The following is a 13,816-nucleotide window of genomic DNA, read 5'->3' on the forward strand; positions in this document are numbered from 1 at the left end:
GATGGCCAAAGACAAGTCGATCTACACCTGCAGCGAATGCGGCGGCACCAGCCCCAAGTGGCTGGGCAAGTGCCCGCATTGCGAAGCCTGGAACACGCTGGTGGAGACGGTGGCGCAGCCGGCCGCCAGCGGCAAGAACCGCTTCGCCTCGCTGGCGCCGACGGCCGAGCTGCAGGTGCTGGCCGACATCGAGGCCAGCGAGGTCGCGCGCACGCCCACCGGCCAGGAGGAACTCGACCGCGTGCTGGGCGGTGGCATCGTCGACGGCGGCGTGGTGCTGATCGGCGGCGACCCCGGCATCGGCAAGTCCACGCTGCTGCTGCAGGCGCTGGACGCCTTGCAGCGCAGCGGCATGCCCACGCTGTACGTGACGGGCGAGGAGAGCGGTGCCCAGGTCGCGCTGCGCTCGCGCCGGCTCGGGCTGGACAACAGCCAGGTGCCGGTTCTGGCCGAGACGCAGCTGGAGAAGATCCTCGCCACGCTGGACGCGCGCAGGCCGGGCATCGCCGTGATCGACTCCATCCAGACCGTCTACAGCGAGCAGCTCACGTCCGCGCCCGGCTCGGTGGCCCAGGTGCGCGAATGCGCGGCCCACCTCACGCGGGCGGCCAAGTCGTCCGGCACGGCCATCGTGCTGGTGGGCCACGTGACCAAGGAAGGCGCGCTGGCCGGCCCGCGCGTGCTGGAGCACATGGTCGACACGGTGCTGTACTTCGAAGGCGACACGCACAGCAGCTTCCGCCTGGTGCGGGCCATCAAGAACCGCTTCGGCGCCGTCAACGAGATCGGTGTATTCGCGATGACCGAGCGCGGCCTGAAGGGCGTCAGCAATCCCAGCGCCATCTTCCTGTCGCAGCACAGCGAGCCCGTGCCGGGCAGCTGCGTGCTGGTCACGCTGGAGGGCACGCGGCCCATGCTGGTGGAGATCCAGGCCCTGGTGGACGACGGCGGCCCCAGCCCGCGGCGCCTGTCGGTGGGCCTGGACCGCGACCGCCTGGCCATGTTGCTGGCCGTGCTGCACCGCCATGCCGGCGTGGCCTGCCTGGACCAGGACGTGTTCGTCAACGCGGTAGGCGGCGTGCGCATCGCCGAGCCGGCGGCCGACCTGGCCGTGCTGCTGGCCATCACCAGCAGTCTGCGCGGCAAGCCGCTGCCCAAGGGCTTCGTGGCTTTTGGCGAGGTCGGGCTGGCCGGTGAAGTGCGGCCCGCGCCGCGCGGGCAGGAGCGGCTGCGCGAGGCGGCCAAGCTCGGCTTCTCGGTGGCCGTGGTGCCCAAGGCCAATGCGCCGAAGAAGCCGATCGAGGGGCTGGAGATCCACGCGGTGGACCGGGTGGACGAGGCGGTCGCCGTGCTGCGGGGGTAGGCGCGCAGTCCGCGCCGCGTCATGCGGTGGCGGATTCGACGAGGCGGAATGTCAGCCCACCCGTCGCACGCCGTGACAGCACGACGCCATCGGCTTCGTCTGCCCCGAGGAGGCCGCGGCTGTGGAGGGCGCGGGCGTCGTCCATGCGGACCACCACGTGGTCGATGCCTCGGTGGGCGCGCTGGGTCATCTGGCGGGCGGTCGACGCGAAGACATGCATCGGCTTCCAGGAGCATGATGTGTTGCCCAGCAGCTCCACGGCGTTGCAGCGTGCGGCGATCGGGTGCACCTCAGGCGTGGCCGGCGGCCAGAAACCGTGCCGGCATCGCCTCCACGAACGGAAAGTAGCGGAACCACGGCTGTGCCTCGCGCAGCACGCGCTGCACGGACGTCCGTTGCAGCAGCCGCTCGAAATACGCCTGCAGCAGTGCATGTTCGGTTGGCAGCGGCTCCAGGATGCTGGCGTAGAACAAGGCCGGCAACGCGGCGCAGTCGGCCAGGCTGAAGTCTTCGCCGGCCAGCCAGGCGTGGCCAGGCAGCTGCTGCTCCAGCAGGGCATAGCCCAGGTGCAGGGCCGCGCGGGCGTCGGCCACGCCCTTGGGGTCACGGTCGGCCTCGGCGCGCAGGCGGTCGCCGACGATCTTTTGCAGCGGGTCCTGCAGGTGGTCGTCGCACACCCGGTCCCACAGGCGTGCCGAGAGCCGGGCATCGGCATCGGCCGGCAGGAGGGGCGCCGCGCCGGGCACCTGCTGTGCGAGGTATTCGATGGCGATGCTGGACTCCGGCAGCACGCGCCCTCGCGCGGTGTCCTGCAGCACGGGGAACTTGCATGCCGGCCACAGCGCCCGGAGGGTGTCGCGGTCTTCGGCCCGGCCCAGGTCGATCAGGCGCGGCACGAACGGCGCACCGGATTCGTACAGCGCGATCAGCACCTTCCAGCAATAGGAGGCCAGCGGGTGGTAGTACAGGGTCAGTGCCATGGTGTGTTCCTCAAGAGGTCGGAGTGGCCAGGCCCGCCGCCACCGAGGCCAGCAGGCCGCGCAGCCAGCGGTGCCCGGCCTGGTGCTGCGAACGTTCGTGCCACAGCTGGTAGAAGCGCATGCGCGGAAAGCCCGGCGGTGCCGGCACGGCCACCAGCGGCAGCGTGCGCACGAACTGCTCGGCGAAGTGCCGGGCGGTGGTGAACACGAGGTCGGTGCCGACCAGCAGGTGCGGCGCCAGCGCGAAGTACGGCACGGTCATGCGCGCGTCGCGCGTGCGCCGCAGCGTGGCCAGGTGGGTCTCGACCACGCCGCGCTGCGCCTGCGTCAAGGGCGTGGGCACGAGGTGCTGGGCCTGCAGGTAGCACTCCAGCGTCAGCGGGCCGTCGGCGGCCAGCGGGTTGCGCGCGCTCATGAGGCACACGAGCGCGTCTTCCAGCAGCAGCGACAGGTGCAGCCGCTCGGGCGGCTGCGGCCAGTTGCCGATCACGATGTCCAGCTCGCCCTGGGCCAGCGCGCGCTCGTAGTCGTAGGTGCTGCTCAGCGCGTGCACCACCAGCCGCGCCTGTGGCGCCTCGGTGCGAAAGCGCGCGGTCGCGTCGACCAGGAACTGCGCGGCCAGGTAGTCGGGCAGCGCGATGTGGAAGCTGGAGGTGCTGGCGTACGGATCGAAGCGCTCGGGCCCCGACAGCATGCGGTCGATCTCGGCCAGCGCGTCGCGGGCGCGGTCGCGCAGCTGCAGCGCGCGCTCGGTCGGGACCATGCCGCTGCGCTCGCGCACGAGGATCGGGTCGCCGAACAGCTCGCGCAGGCGGCGCAGCGCCGTGCTGATGGCGGGCTGGGTCTGGTTCATGCGCGCCGCGGTCCGCGACACGCTGCGTTCCGCCACCAGGGCCACGAGCACGCGCAGCAAGTAGGTGTCGATCGGGTCGGTGGAGCGTGACATCGGGCGGATGGACTATCGCGAAACCGTGATGGCGCACATTCTAGAAAGCGCGCGCCGGAGCGCGCCATGCTCCCTACAGTCGCCTGGCAGTCCCACTACACCACTGAACACCAGGAGACAACATGGCCATGGATGCCGCGATCGCACCGATTCTGGACAAGCCCGCCGCGACGGAACTCGACGGCGTCTACCGCAAGATCATCCTGCGGCTGATTCCCTTCCTCATGGTGCTGTGGGTGCTGGCCTGGATCGACCGGGTCAACATCGGCTTCATCAAGCTGACCATGCTCGACGAGCTGAAGTGGAGCGAGGCCGTCTACGGCCTGGGCGCCGGCATCTTCTTCCTCGGCTACTTCTTCTTCGAGGTGCCCAGCAACCTGCTGCTGCAGAAGATCGGCGCCAAGAAGACCATCATGCGCATCACGATCGGCTGGGGCCTGACCTCGATCGCGACCATGTTCGTGACCACGCCGACGATGTTCTACGGCCTGCGCTTCCTGCTGGGCGTGTTCGAAGCCGGCTTCTACCCCGGCATCATCCTGTACCTGACCTACTGGTTCCCGAACGACCGCCGGGCCAAGGCCTTCGGCATGTTCATGTCGGCCTCGGCCTTCGCGGGCGTCATCGGCGGGCCGCTGGCCGGCGCCATCATGAACAACCTGCACGGCGTCAACGGCTGGTCGGGCTGGCAGTGGGTGCTGCTGCTGGAGGGCGTTCCTTCCGTGCTGGCCGGCATCGTCACGTACTTCTACCTGACCGACAGGCCCGAGCAGGCCCACTGGCTCACGGCACGCGAACGCCAGCTGGTGCAGCACGACCTGGAGCGCGACCGCCAGGCCCTGGGCGACCGCGAGCACAGCCTGCTGGCCTCGCTCAAGGACGGCAAGATCTGGCTGCTGATCCTGATCTTCTTCTGCATCATCGCGGCCAATTCGTCGCTGACCTTCTACGGTCCCACGCTGGTCAAGGAAATCGGCTTCACCAACCCGCTGACGGTCGGCTGGATCATGTCCGGCGCCTACCTGTGCGGCGCGGCCGGCATGATCTGGAACGGCTTCCACTCCGACCGCCACGAGGAGGCGCGCTGGCACTGCGGCCTGGCCGCGGCGCTGGGTTCGGCCTCGCTGCTGGCGATCGCGCTGTTCCTGCCGCACAGCCCGGCCATCGTGCTGACGGCGCTGACGCTGGCCATCGTCGGCACCATGAGCGCCATCCCGGTGTTCTGGCAGATGCCCAACCGCTTCCTGGCCGGCACCGCCGCCGCCGGCGGCGTGGCGCTGATCAACTCCATCGCCAACCTGGCCGGCTTCGGCGCGCCCTGGATGCTGGGCCTGATCAAGACCTCGACCGGCAGCCTGGCGCCCGGCCTGTACGTGGTGGCCGCCGTCGAGATCTGCGCCACGCTGCTGATCCTGGCCTGCGTGCCGGTGTTCCGCAAGCAGGCCACCGCCGCCAAGGGCCGGCACGCGCGCTGACCGCCCCGCCTTCCAACCGTCGACCCACTCCCGCCATGACCACCGACACGCTCACCCGCCTCGACCTGGCCGCGCTCAATGCGATGGACCGCGACCGCTTCGTCGCCACGCTCGGCCCGACCTTCGAGAACGCCCCCTGGATCGCGCAGGCCGCCTGGGCCCGGCGCCCCTTCGCCAGCCTGGACGCACTGCACACCGCCATGCTCGACGTGGTGCGCCAGGCGCCCGACGACCGGCAACTGGCCTTCCTGCGCGGCCACCCGGAACTGGCCGGGCGCGAAGCGCAGGCCGGCACCATGACGGCGGAGTCGGTCGGCGAACAGGGCAGCGCCGGCCTGCATGCGCTGGGTCGGGAGGAGATGGCCGAGATGCAACGGCTCAACCGCGCCTACCGCGAGCGGCACGGCTTCCCGTTCATCATCGCGGTGCGGCGCAGCACCAAGCAGCAGATCTTCGAGGCCATGCGCATGCGCACCGCCCGCGACACCGCCGCCGAACGCCGCGAAGCGCTGGCGCTGATCGGGCTCATCACGCGCGACCGCATCGACGCGCTGGTGCAGGGCTGAGCGCCCTGCGTCACCGAAGGAGCATCCTCCATGGCCCATTCCATCCCCACCCGCCTTGCACGCCGCCAGTTCGCACTCACGGGCCTGGCGCTCGGCGGTGCGGCGCTGATGCCGCGCGCCGCCGAGGCCCAGGGCGCCCCGGCCGTAGATTCCGCGGCGCAGGCCCCGGCCCGCCCTGCGCAAGCCAGCGGCCCCATCGTGCTGCACGGCGTGAGCCCGCGCCTCACGGTGCACGCGCTCGACACCTTCCACGGCGCGGCCGCCACGGGCTTGCGCGTCGACTTCTCGCGCCTGTCCGACGGGCAGGTGCAGCCGCTGCGCAGCATCGTCATCAACGCCAACGGGCGCTCGGACGAGCCGCTGCTCATCGGCGACAGCTACCAGAGCGGCGACTACGAACTGCTGCTGCACGTGGGCGACTACTTCGCGGGCCGGCAGGCCCGGTTGCCCGCGCCGGCATTCCTCACGCAGGTGCCCGTGCGCATCCGCGTGGTCAACGTGGCCGAGCGCATCCACCTGCCGATCCAGTTCGGTCCGTGGAGCTACACCTACTCGCGCGGCAGCTGAAGGCCGTCGCCGCGCGCCACACCCGACATTCCCATCGACAGGACACCACGATGACCGGCATCACCACGCACGTGCTCGACATCACCAACGGCCGGCCGCTGGCCGACCTGCGGGTCGAGCTGTTCGACATGGCCACCACGCCCCCAACGCGCCTCCACAGCACGCGCACCAACGCCGATGGCCGCACCGCGGCGCCCATGCTGGCGCCGCAGTCCGCGCGCACCGGCCACTTCGAGCTGCGCTTTCACGTGGGCGAGCACTTCAAGGCCAGCGACGGCCTGTCCGACGTGGTGCCGGTGCGCTTTTCCATCGCCGACGCCGCGCAGCACTACCACGTGCCCATGCTGTGCGCGCCCTGGTTCTTTTCCACCTACCGCGGCAGCTGACCGCAGAAAACCTCCTCCCATGAGCGCCCTGAACCCCACCGACGAAAAGTACATGCTCGATGCCATCCGCGCCGCGATGGGCAATGTCCGCGAGCGCAAGACATGGCCCTTCGGCGCCGTGATCGTGCGCGACGGCAAGGCCATCGCCACGGCGGTCAACGAGGTCGATGCGCTGTGCGACCCCAGTGCCCATGCCGAGATGCAGGCCGTGCGCCAGGCCGCCAAGGCACTGGGCAGCACCGACCTGTCGGGCTGCACCGTCTATGCCAGCGGCTACCCGTGCCCCATGTGCCTGACGGCGATGTACCTCGCGGGCGTGCGCGAGGTGTTCTACGCCTATTCGAACGAGGACGGCGCAGAGTACGACCTGTCGGCCGAGCGCGGCTACCTGGAGATCGCCCGGCCCCTGGCGCAGCGGCAGATGCCGCTGCGCGCGCTGCGCGTGCGCGACGAGGGCGAAGACCTGTACGCCGCCTGGGCCCGGGTCGAGCAACCGGGCTGACGCGCCGGGCCACTGGCAGGCACCTGCGGCGTCGGGCGACAATCGCCGCATGAACTTCCAGAGGATCCTGATTCCGGCCCTTGGCCTCGTCGCATTGTTCTTCGCCTGGCGCAACTACGGCATCGGCGGCATCGCGCTCGTCGCCGGCGCCCTGGTCATGTGGGGCATGCTGCACGTCACCCGCATGATGCAGGTCATGAAGCGCGCGGCCGAGCGGCCCATCGGCTTCGTGGGCAGCGCCGTCATGCTCAACGCCAAGCTCAAGCCCGGGCACAACCTGCTGCACGTGGTGGCCATGACGCGCGCGCTGGGCCAGCTGCGCACCCCCAAGGACGAGCAGCCCGAGGTCTACCGCTGGACCGATGCCGGCGGCTCCTATGTCGATTGCACCTTCCAGGACGGCAAGCTCGTGCAGTGGCAGATGACCCGGCCCGAGGTGCCGGCCGAGCCGGCCGATGCGCCGCCGGCCGCGCCGTAAAATCCGCCGTTTTTTCCGCCACCCCACAGAGCTTCCGAGCAAAGGACTTCGCGCACCATGAGCCTCATCCCCCCCGCGCCCTCCATGGCCGACCGCGACGGCAAGATCTGGATGGATGGCCAGATGGTCGACTGGCGCGACGCGAAGATCCACGTGCTCACGCACACGCTGCACTACGGCTGCGGCGCCTTCGAGGGCGTGCGCGCCTACAACACGGTCGATGGCACGGCCATCTTCCGGCTGCAGGAGCACACGCAGCGCCTGTTCAACAGCGCCAAGATCCTGCGCATGCAGATCCCGTTCAGCCAGGACGAGTTCAACCAGGCCCAGCGCGATGTCGTGCGCGAGAACGGGCTGGAAAGCTGCTACCTGCGCCCGCTGGTCTGGATCGGCTCGCAGAAGCTGGGCGTGAGCCCCAAGGGCAACACCATCCACGCCATGGTCGCGGCCTGGGCCTGGGGCGCCTACCTGGGCGAAGAGGGCATGAAGCGCGGCATCCGCGTGAAGACCTCCAGCTACACGCGCCACCACGTCAACATCACGATGACGCAGGCCAAGGCCGTCAGCAACTACAGCAACTCCATCCTCGCGAACATGGAGGCCCTGGACGATGGCTACGACGAGGCGCTGCTGCTGGACGCCTCGGGCTTCGTCAGCGAAGGCGCGGGCGAGAACGTGTTCGTGGTCAAGGACGGCGTGGTCTACACGCCCGACCTGTCGGCCGGCGCGCTGAACGGCATCACGCGCAACACCGTGCTGCACATCTGCAAGGACCTCGGCATCGAGCTCGTGCAAAAGCGCATCACGCGCGACGAGATCTACATCGCCGACGAAGCCTTCTTCACCGGCACGGCCGCCGAAGTCACGCCGATCCGCGAGCTCGACCGCGTGGAACTGGGCAAGGGCTCGCGCGGCCCGATCACCGAGAAGATCCAGAGCGCGTTCTTCGACATCGTGAACGGCCGCAATCCCAAGTACGCCCACTGGCTCACCAAAATCTGAATCCCTCCATGAGCACCACCGCGACCATCGAACTGCTGGCCAAGGACCTGAATTCCCAGGGCGGCGTCTTCTGCCCTGCGCCCAAGGCCGGCATGCAGTTGTGGAACACCCACCCCAAGGTCTACCTGGACGTCGCCACGACCGGCGCGGCCAAATGCCCGTATTGCGGCACCACGTACCAGCTCAAGGCCGGCGAACACTTTGGAGCCGGGCACTAAGACCCGCGCGCTCGTCGTCGCGCCGCAATGGATCGGCGACGCGGTGATGACCGAGCCGCTCATGCGCCGCCTGGCGGCGCGCGGCGAGCGGCTCACCGTCGGCGCGCTGCCCTGGGTGGCGCCGGTCTACCGGGCCATGCCGCATGTGGCCGAGGTGATCGACTTCCCGTTCCAGCATGGCGGCCTGCAGTTCAAGGCGCGCCGCGCCATGGCGCGCCAGCTGCGCGGGCAGTTCGACATTGCCTACGTGCTGCCGAATTCGGCCAAGAGCGCGTTGCTGCCGTTCCTGGCCGGCATCCGCCGCCGCGTCGGCTACATGGGCGAGATGCGCCTGGGGCTGCTCACGCAGCGGCTGCGCAATCCACCCCGGGACGAGCGCCCGCCCATGGTGGGCTTCTATTCGGCCCTTTCAGGCGAGCGCGGCATCGAGACGGACCGGCCGCAGCTGCAACTGCCTGCCGCGCAGATCGAGGCCGTGCTGCTGGCGCAGGGCCTGGCGCACCGCGGCTTCCATGTGTTCGCGCCGGGCGCGGAGTTCGGCCCGTCCAAGCGCTGGCCGCCGGAGCACTATGCCCAGCTGGCGTCCGGCCTGGCCTTGCCCGTGCTGCTGCTGGGTTCGGGCAAGGAGCACGCGTTGTGCGAGCAGATCGCCGCCGCGGCCAACGCCCGGTCGCCCGGCCGCTGCATCAACCTGGCCGGGCAGACCGCGCTGGCCGATGCGTTCTGCCTGATCGCCGCGGCCCACAGTGTGGTGTCCAACGACTCGGGCCTGATGCACGTGGCCGCCGCGTTCGGCACGCCGCAGGTGGCGGTCTACGGCTCCACGAGCCCCGAGCACACGCCGCCGCTCAGCGATGCCGCCACCGTGCTCTGGCTCAAGCGCGACGCCGCCTACCAGCCCCCGCTGGACTGCGCGCCCTGCTTCCAGCGCACGTGCCCGCTGGGCCACAACCGCTGCATGGTCGACATCCCGCCGGCGCGCGTCGCGGCAGTGCTGGCGACCATCGCCTGATCCGCAGGAGACCACCATGCGCCACGCGTTCCTGGGCACCGAACTGCCCGTCATCCAGGCCCCCATGGCCGGCGTGCAGCGCAGCCGGCTCGCCGCCACCGTGTGTGCCGCCGGCGGCGTGGGCTCGCTGCCCGGCGCGATGTTCGATGCCGCGGGCCTGCGCACCGAACTGCAGGCCCTTGCCGCCCAGGCGCGCGGCCCCTGGAACGTCAACTTCTTCGTGCACCAGCCGCCGGCGCCCGATGCCGCGGCCGAAGCGCGTTGGCGCGCGCGGCTGGCGCCGTACCACGCCGAACACGGCATCGACGCGGCCCAGGTGCCGGCCGGCGCCGGCCGCCAGCCCTTCAGTGCCGCCATCGCCGAAGTGCTGGAAGAGTTCAGCCCGCCCATCGTGAGCTTCCATTTCGGCCTGCCGGGCGCCGCGCTGCTGGCGCGCGTGAAGGCCCGTGGCGCGCAGGTCTGGTCGTCTGCCACCACCGTGGCCGAGGCGCTGTGGCTGCAGCAGCACGGGGCCGATGCGGTGATCGCCCAGGGGCTGGAGGCCGGCGGCCACCGCGGGCATTTCCTGTCGGACGACCTGGCGCTGCAGAGCGGCACCATGGCGCTGCTGCCGCAGATCGTCGATGCGGTCTCGGTGCCCGTGGTCGCGGCCGGCGGCATCGCCGACGCGCGCGGCGTGCAGGCCGCGCTGGCGCTGGGCGCATCGGCCGTTCAGGTGGGCACGGCCTACCTGTGCTGCGACGAGGCCGAGACCAGCGCCGTGCACCGCGCGGCCCTGCGCGATCCGGCCGCTGGCGCCGCCGTGCTGACGCGGCTGTTCACCGGCAGGCCCGCGCGCGGCATCGAGAACCGCCTGATGCGCGAACTGGGCGCCCTGGCCGCCGATGCGCCCGCCTTCCCCACGGCCACGGCCGCGCTGGCGCCGCTGCGCGCCAGAGCCGAGGCGCTGGGCCTGGCCGACTTCACCCCACTGTGGTCTGGCCAGAACCGCAGCGGGTGCGGCGAGTCCAGCGCAGCCCGGCTGACCCGTTCGCTGGCCGGACTCTGACCCGCAGGCCACGGGCATGGACACCCGGCAGATGCGCTGCGTGGTCGCGATCGCCGAGACCGGCAGCCTGACGCGCGCGGCCGAGCGCCTGGGCCAGGCCCAACCCGCGCTGACGCAGACGCTGAACCGGCTGGAGGCCGAGATCGGCGCCAGGCTGTTCGAGCGCAACCGCCGCGGCGCCGCGCTGACCGAGGCCGGCCAGGCCATCCTCGACGACCTGCGCGCCAGCCTGGCGCACGGCGATGCCGCCACCGAGCGAGCGCGCGCCATCGGCGCCGGCCGGGCCGGCCGCCTGACCATCGGTTTCGTCACGCACGCCGTCTACGAAGTGCTGCCGCGCGCGCTGCGCCGGCTGCGCGCCGCGCACCCGCAGCTGGACGTGGTGCTGCGCGAGATGAGCAACGCCGAACAGGTCGCGGCGCTGGAGGGCGGGCGCATCGACGTGGCGCTGCTGCACCCGCCGGTGTCGGTCAACGCGCGCGTGCACGAGTTGCTGCTGGGCGGCGAGACCTTCGTGGCCGCGCTGCCGGTGGCCGACGCACCGGCCGACGGCGGGCCGGTGTCGCTGGCCGACATCGCCCGGCACGGCCTGGTGTGGTTTCCCGAGCAGCAGATCCCGGCCTTGCGCGCCCGGCTGCTCAGCGCGTTCCGCAGCGCCGGCCATGACGTGCGCGTGGTGCAGGATGCCAACCGCACGCTCACCGTGCTGGCCTGCGTGGCGGCGGGTCTGGGCTGGTCGCTGCTGCCCAGCTCGGTGCGCGCGCTGCAGCACGAGGGCGTTCGCTTCGCCGAGGTGCGCGAGGTCGCGGCGCTGCCCCGGTTCGAGCTGTCCGCGCTGTGGCGCATGCGCTCGCGGCCGGGATTTGCCGACCTGTTCGCAGAGATGCTGGCGGCGTAGGATCCGTGCGCCGCGGCCCCGCGGCGGCGGCCGACAGCCGGGCACGGCGACCGTGCCACGATGACTGTTTTCGAGGAGACCGACATGGTGAGCAAGAACACCCTGTGCCTGTGGTTCGACGGCGGCGCCGTGGACGCGGCGAACTTCTATGCCCAGACCTTCCCCGACAGCGCGGTCGGTGCCATCCACCGCGCGCCGGGCGACTTTCCCTCCGGCAAGCAGGGCGACGTGCTGACGGTGGAGTTCACCGTGTGCGGCCTCCCCTGCCTGGGCCTGAACGGCGGCCCGGCCTTCCAGCACAGCGAGGCGTTCTCGTTCCAGATCGCCACCGACGACCAGGCCGAGACCGACCGCCTGTGGAACGCGATCGTCGGCAACGGCGGCCAGGAGAGCGCCTGCGGCTGGTGCAAGGACCGCTGGGGCCTGTCGTGGCAGATCACGCCGCGTGTGCTGACCGCGGGGGTCACCGACCCCGATCCGGCCGTCGCCAAGCGCGTGTTCGACGCGATGATGACGATGAAGAAGATCGACGTCGCCGCGATCGAGGCCGCGCGGCGCGGGGGCTGACGCCGCCGTCCCGCGGGCGGCCGCTCAATCCAGCTGGATCTTGTTGTCCTTGGCCAGCTTGCTCCACTTGGCGAGTTCGGCACGGCGGAACGCGTCGAGCTCGGCCGGCGTGGAGCCGATGACCTCGGCGCCCGTGGCCTGCAGCCGCTGGCGGACCTCCGGGTCTTTCAGCACGGCGGCCAGTTCCTTCGACAGCCGCTCGGTCACGGCGGCCGGCGTGCCGGCCGGCACGAACACCGCATTCCATTCGTAGACCTCGTAGCCCGGCAGGCCGGCCTCGGCCACCGTGGGCAGCTGCGGCAGCACCGCCGCGCGCGCCTTTCCGGTGACGGCCACGGCGCGCAGCTTGCCGGCCTGGATGTAGGCCAGGCTGGACGCCAGGCTGCCGAAGAACACCGGCACCTGGCCGGCCATCACGTCGGTCAGCGCCGGGCCGCCGCCCTTGTACGCCACGTGGGTCATGTGCACGCCGGCCATGGCGCTGAACTGCTCGGCCGCCAGGTGCTGGGCCGAGCCGTTGCCCGACGACGCGAAGTTGATCTCGCCCGGCCTGGCCTTGGCCTGGGCGATCAGGTCCTGCACCGTCTTGATGGAGGTGGCCGGGTTCACCACCAGCACGTTGGGCACCTTGACCAGCAGCGACACCGGCGCCAGGTCGCGCAGCGTGTCGAACGGCATCTTGCTGCGCAGGGCCGGGTTCTGCGCGTGGTTGGACGCGTCCAGCAGCACGGTGTAGCCATCGGGCGCGCTCTTGGCCACGAGGTCGCCACCGATGGCGCCGCCCGCGCCGGCGCGGTTGTCCACCACCACCGGCTGGCCCAGGCGCTGCGACAGCGGCGTGGCGACGATGCGCGCCACGGCGTCTAGCGTGCCGCCCGGCGGGTAGCTCACGACCAGCTTGATGGGCTTGGCGGGCCAGGCCTGGGCCTGTGCGGCCACGCTGGCCAGCGCGAAGCCCGCGCTGAGCAGGGCGTGGCGCCAATGGGTTCTATGCGGCATGTTCGTCTCCAGGATCGAGTTGAAAGAGTTCGGCCGGTGTGTCGGCCAGGATGCGTTGGCGCATGGCGGCATCGGGCACCCAGTCGGCCAGCGCGGCATGGGCGCGGCGGTAGTCCACGCGCTCGCGGTGCTGCGTGTGCGGCCAGTCGCTGCCCCACAGCAGCCGCCCGGGGCCGAAGGCCTGCAGCAGCGCGGCGGCCGCTGCGCGCGCAGGGGCCGCGTCGGCCCAGCTGCGGTAGGCGGCCGACAGCTTGACCCAGGTGCGCCCGCCGGCGGCGGCGCGCAGCAGCCAGTTGCTGACGCCCCCCGCATCCGGCAGCCCGAAGTGGTCGACCACCAGCCTGCAGCCGGCGTCCAGCACCGGCTGCGCGGCCCCGGCCAGGTCGTGCGCAGGCCGGTGCACTTCCACGTGCCAGTCCAGCCCGCGCACGCGGGCCAGCAGGTGCTGCCAGGCGGGTTGGGCCAGGTCGGGCAGCGGCAGGCCGACCAGGTTCAGGCGGATGCCCCGGATGCCGGCCTGGTGCAGCGCCTGCAGCTCGGGCTCGCCGATGCCGGGATCGACCACCGCCACCCCGCGCAGGCGCCGCGGCGCGGTGTGCAGCGCCGCGAGCAGGAAGCGGTTGTCGGTGCCGAGGAAGCTGGGCTGCACCAGCACGGCGTGCGAGATGCCATGCGCGTCCAGCAGCGCCAGGTAGTCGGCCAGCAGCGCGTCGTAGTCGGGCGCGTGGCGGCGCTGCGCCGCCAGCGGCAGGCCGCGCACGAAGACGTGGGCATGGCTGTCGACGGCGCGGATGCCGGTGCCCGCCACC

18 protein-coding genes are annotated in these 13,816 nt (G+C 71.3%); 13 read left to right on the forward strand and 5 right to left on the reverse strand.

What is annotated here, in order from left to right; genetic code table 11:
* Position 1 precedes the first annotated feature (1 nt).
* Positions 2–1,363, forward strand: coding sequence for a DNA repair protein RadA (gene radA, locus ASF44_RS03480; protein WP_056897745.1), 1,362 nt, complete (start codon positions 2–4; stop codon positions 1,361–1,363).
* A gap of 19 nt (positions 1,364–1,382) precedes the next feature.
* On the opposite strand, the gene ASF44_RS03485 is transcribed toward radA, so the two are convergent.
* Genes ASF44_RS03485 through ASF44_RS03495 form a run of 3 tightly spaced genes read right to left on the reverse strand, consistent with a single transcriptional unit; the run spans position 1,383 to position 3,289 of the window.
* On the reverse strand, positions 1,383–1,652 hold the full coding sequence (locus tag ASF44_RS03485; RefSeq protein ID WP_156374335.1) for a hypothetical protein: 270 nt from the start codon (positions 1,650–1,652) through the stop codon (positions 1,383–1,385).
* 1 nt (position 1,653) lies between these two features.
* Entirely contained in the window at positions 1,654–2,343 is a 690-nt protein-coding gene (locus ASF44_RS03490; RefSeq protein ID WP_056897747.1) for a glutathione S-transferase family protein, read from the reverse strand.
* A gap of 10 nt (positions 2,344–2,353) precedes the next feature.
* A complete protein-coding gene (locus ASF44_RS03495; protein WP_056897748.1) occupies positions 2,354–3,289 on the reverse strand; it encodes a LysR family transcriptional regulator in 936 nt (311 codons plus the stop codon).
* Between the two features lie 122 nt (positions 3,290–3,411).
* Between ASF44_RS03495 and ASF44_RS03500 the strand changes: the two genes are divergently transcribed.
* The 12 genes from ASF44_RS03500 (at position 3,412) to ASF44_RS03555 (ending at position 12,008) form a co-directional block, all read left to right on the forward strand.
* Positions 3,412–4,764 (forward strand): MFS transporter, encoded by a 1,353-nt coding sequence (locus tag ASF44_RS03500; RefSeq protein WP_082524485.1) that lies wholly within the window; start codon positions 3,412–3,414, stop codon positions 4,762–4,764.
* A 35-nt stretch (positions 4,765–4,799) separates the two neighbouring features.
* Positions 4,800–5,330 carry a 2-oxo-4-hydroxy-4-carboxy-5-ureidoimidazoline decarboxylase gene (gene uraD / locus ASF44_RS03505; protein ID WP_056897749.1) on the forward strand — a complete coding sequence of 177 codons (531 nt, stop codon included), beginning with the start codon at positions 4,800–4,802 and terminating at the stop codon, positions 5,328–5,330.
* 30 nt (positions 5,331–5,360) lie between these two features.
* On the forward strand, positions 5,361–5,897 hold the full coding sequence (locus ASF44_RS03510) for a hydroxyisourate hydrolase (RefSeq protein ID WP_056897750.1): 537 nt from the start codon (positions 5,361–5,363) through the stop codon (positions 5,895–5,897).
* Between the two features lie 50 nt (positions 5,898–5,947).
* On the forward strand, positions 5,948–6,283 hold the full coding sequence (gene uraH, locus ASF44_RS03515; protein WP_056897751.1) for a hydroxyisourate hydrolase: 336 nt from the start codon (positions 5,948–5,950) through the stop codon (positions 6,281–6,283).
* 19 nt (positions 6,284–6,302) lie between these two features.
* Complete coding sequence (locus ASF44_RS03520; RefSeq protein WP_056897752.1) at positions 6,303–6,785, forward strand: nucleoside deaminase; 483 nt, start codon at positions 6,303–6,305, stop codon at positions 6,783–6,785.
* A 49-nt stretch (positions 6,786–6,834) separates the two neighbouring features.
* Positions 6,835–7,263: a hypothetical protein gene (locus ASF44_RS03525; protein ID WP_056897753.1), complete on the forward strand. Its 429-nt coding sequence runs from the start codon at positions 6,835–6,837 to the stop codon at positions 7,261–7,263.
* A gap of 57 nt (positions 7,264–7,320) precedes the next feature.
* Complete coding sequence (locus ASF44_RS03530; protein WP_056897754.1) at positions 7,321–8,265, forward strand: branched-chain amino acid transaminase; 945 nt, start codon at positions 7,321–7,323, stop codon at positions 8,263–8,265.
* Positions 8,266–8,273: 8 nt separating this feature from the next.
* Positions 8,274–8,483 (forward strand): zinc-finger domain-containing protein, encoded by a 210-nt coding sequence (locus ASF44_RS03535; protein ID WP_056897755.1) that lies wholly within the window; start codon positions 8,274–8,276, stop codon positions 8,481–8,483.
* A complete protein-coding gene (gene waaF / locus ASF44_RS03540) occupies positions 8,467–9,495 on the forward strand; it encodes a lipopolysaccharide heptosyltransferase II (protein ID WP_255358185.1) in 1,029 nt (342 codons plus the stop codon). Before ASF44_RS03535 ends, waaF begins: the two co-directional genes overlap by 17 nt.
* A 16-nt stretch (positions 9,496–9,511) precedes the next feature.
* The gene (locus ASF44_RS03545; protein ID WP_056897756.1) at positions 9,512–10,543 is read left to right on the forward strand and encodes a nitronate monooxygenase family protein; all 1,032 of its coding nucleotides are present in this window, start codon (positions 9,512–9,514) and stop codon (positions 10,541–10,543) included.
* Positions 10,544–10,559: 16 nt separating this feature from the next.
* On the forward strand, positions 10,560–11,441 hold the full coding sequence (locus ASF44_RS03550) for a LysR family transcriptional regulator (RefSeq protein WP_056897757.1): 882 nt from the start codon (positions 10,560–10,562) through the stop codon (positions 11,439–11,441).
* Between the two features lie 84 nt (positions 11,442–11,525).
* Complete coding sequence (locus ASF44_RS03555) at positions 11,526–12,008, forward strand: VOC family protein (protein ID WP_056897758.1); 483 nt, start codon at positions 11,526–11,528, stop codon at positions 12,006–12,008.
* A 24-nt stretch (positions 12,009–12,032) separates the two neighbouring features.
* On the opposite strand, the gene ASF44_RS03560 is transcribed toward ASF44_RS03555, so the two are convergent.
* Positions 12,033–13,007, reverse strand: coding sequence for a tripartite tricarboxylate transporter substrate binding protein (locus ASF44_RS03560; protein WP_056897759.1), 975 nt, complete (start codon positions 13,005–13,007; stop codon positions 12,033–12,035).
* A complete protein-coding gene (locus ASF44_RS03565; RefSeq protein ID WP_056897760.1) occupies positions 12,997–13,815 on the reverse strand; it encodes an amidohydrolase in 819 nt (272 codons plus the stop codon). Before ASF44_RS03565 ends, ASF44_RS03560 begins: the two co-directional genes overlap by 11 nt.
* Position 13,816 lies beyond the last annotated feature (1 nt).

Origin of the sequence: Pseudorhodoferax sp. Leaf274 (assembly GCF_001422445.1) — a bacterium.
GTDB lineage: Bacteria > Pseudomonadota > Gammaproteobacteria > Burkholderiales > Burkholderiaceae_C > Pseudorhodoferax.

Coding starts and splice junctions, on each gene's coding strand:
- ASF44_RS03530 (WP_056897754.1), top strand. CDS start 7,321: ATGAGCCTCATCCCCCCCGCGCCCTCCATGGCCGACCGCGACGGCAAG.
- ASF44_RS03495 (WP_056897748.1), bottom strand. CDS start 3,289: ATGTCACGCTCCACCGACCCGATCGACACCTACTTGCTGCGCGTGCTC.
- ASF44_RS03525 (WP_056897753.1), top strand. CDS start 6,835: ATGAACTTCCAGAGGATCCTGATTCCGGCCCTTGGCCTCGTCGCATTG.
- ASF44_RS03520 (WP_056897752.1), top strand. CDS start 6,303: ATGAGCGCCCTGAACCCCACCGACGAAAAGTACATGCTCGATGCCATC.
- ASF44_RS03560 (WP_056897759.1), bottom strand. CDS start 13,007: ATGCCGCATAGAACCCATTGGCGCCACGCCCTGCTCAGCGCGGGCTTC.
- ASF44_RS03555 (WP_056897758.1), top strand. CDS start 11,526: ATGGTGAGCAAGAACACCCTGTGCCTGTGGTTCGACGGCGGCGCCGTG.
- radA (WP_056897745.1), top strand. CDS start 2: ATGGCCAAAGACAAGTCGATCTACACCTGCAGCGAATGCGGCGGCACC.
- ASF44_RS03550 (WP_056897757.1), top strand. CDS start 10,560: ATGGACACCCGGCAGATGCGCTGCGTGGTCGCGATCGCCGAGACCGGC.
- ASF44_RS03490 (WP_056897747.1), bottom strand. CDS start 2,343: ATGGCACTGACCCTGTACTACCACCCGCTGGCCTCCTATTGCTGGAAG.
- ASF44_RS03510 (WP_056897750.1), top strand. CDS start 5,361: ATGGCCCATTCCATCCCCACCCGCCTTGCACGCCGCCAGTTCGCACTC.
- uraD (WP_056897749.1), top strand. CDS start 4,800: ATGACCACCGACACGCTCACCCGCCTCGACCTGGCCGCGCTCAATGCG.
- ASF44_RS03545 (WP_056897756.1), top strand. CDS start 9,512: ATGCGCCACGCGTTCCTGGGCACCGAACTGCCCGTCATCCAGGCCCCC.
- ASF44_RS03535 (WP_056897755.1), top strand. CDS start 8,274: ATGAGCACCACCGCGACCATCGAACTGCTGGCCAAGGACCTGAATTCC.
- ASF44_RS03500 (WP_082524485.1), top strand. CDS start 3,412: ATGGCCATGGATGCCGCGATCGCACCGATTCTGGACAAGCCCGCCGCG.
- uraH (WP_056897751.1), top strand. CDS start 5,948: ATGACCGGCATCACCACGCACGTGCTCGACATCACCAACGGCCGGCCG.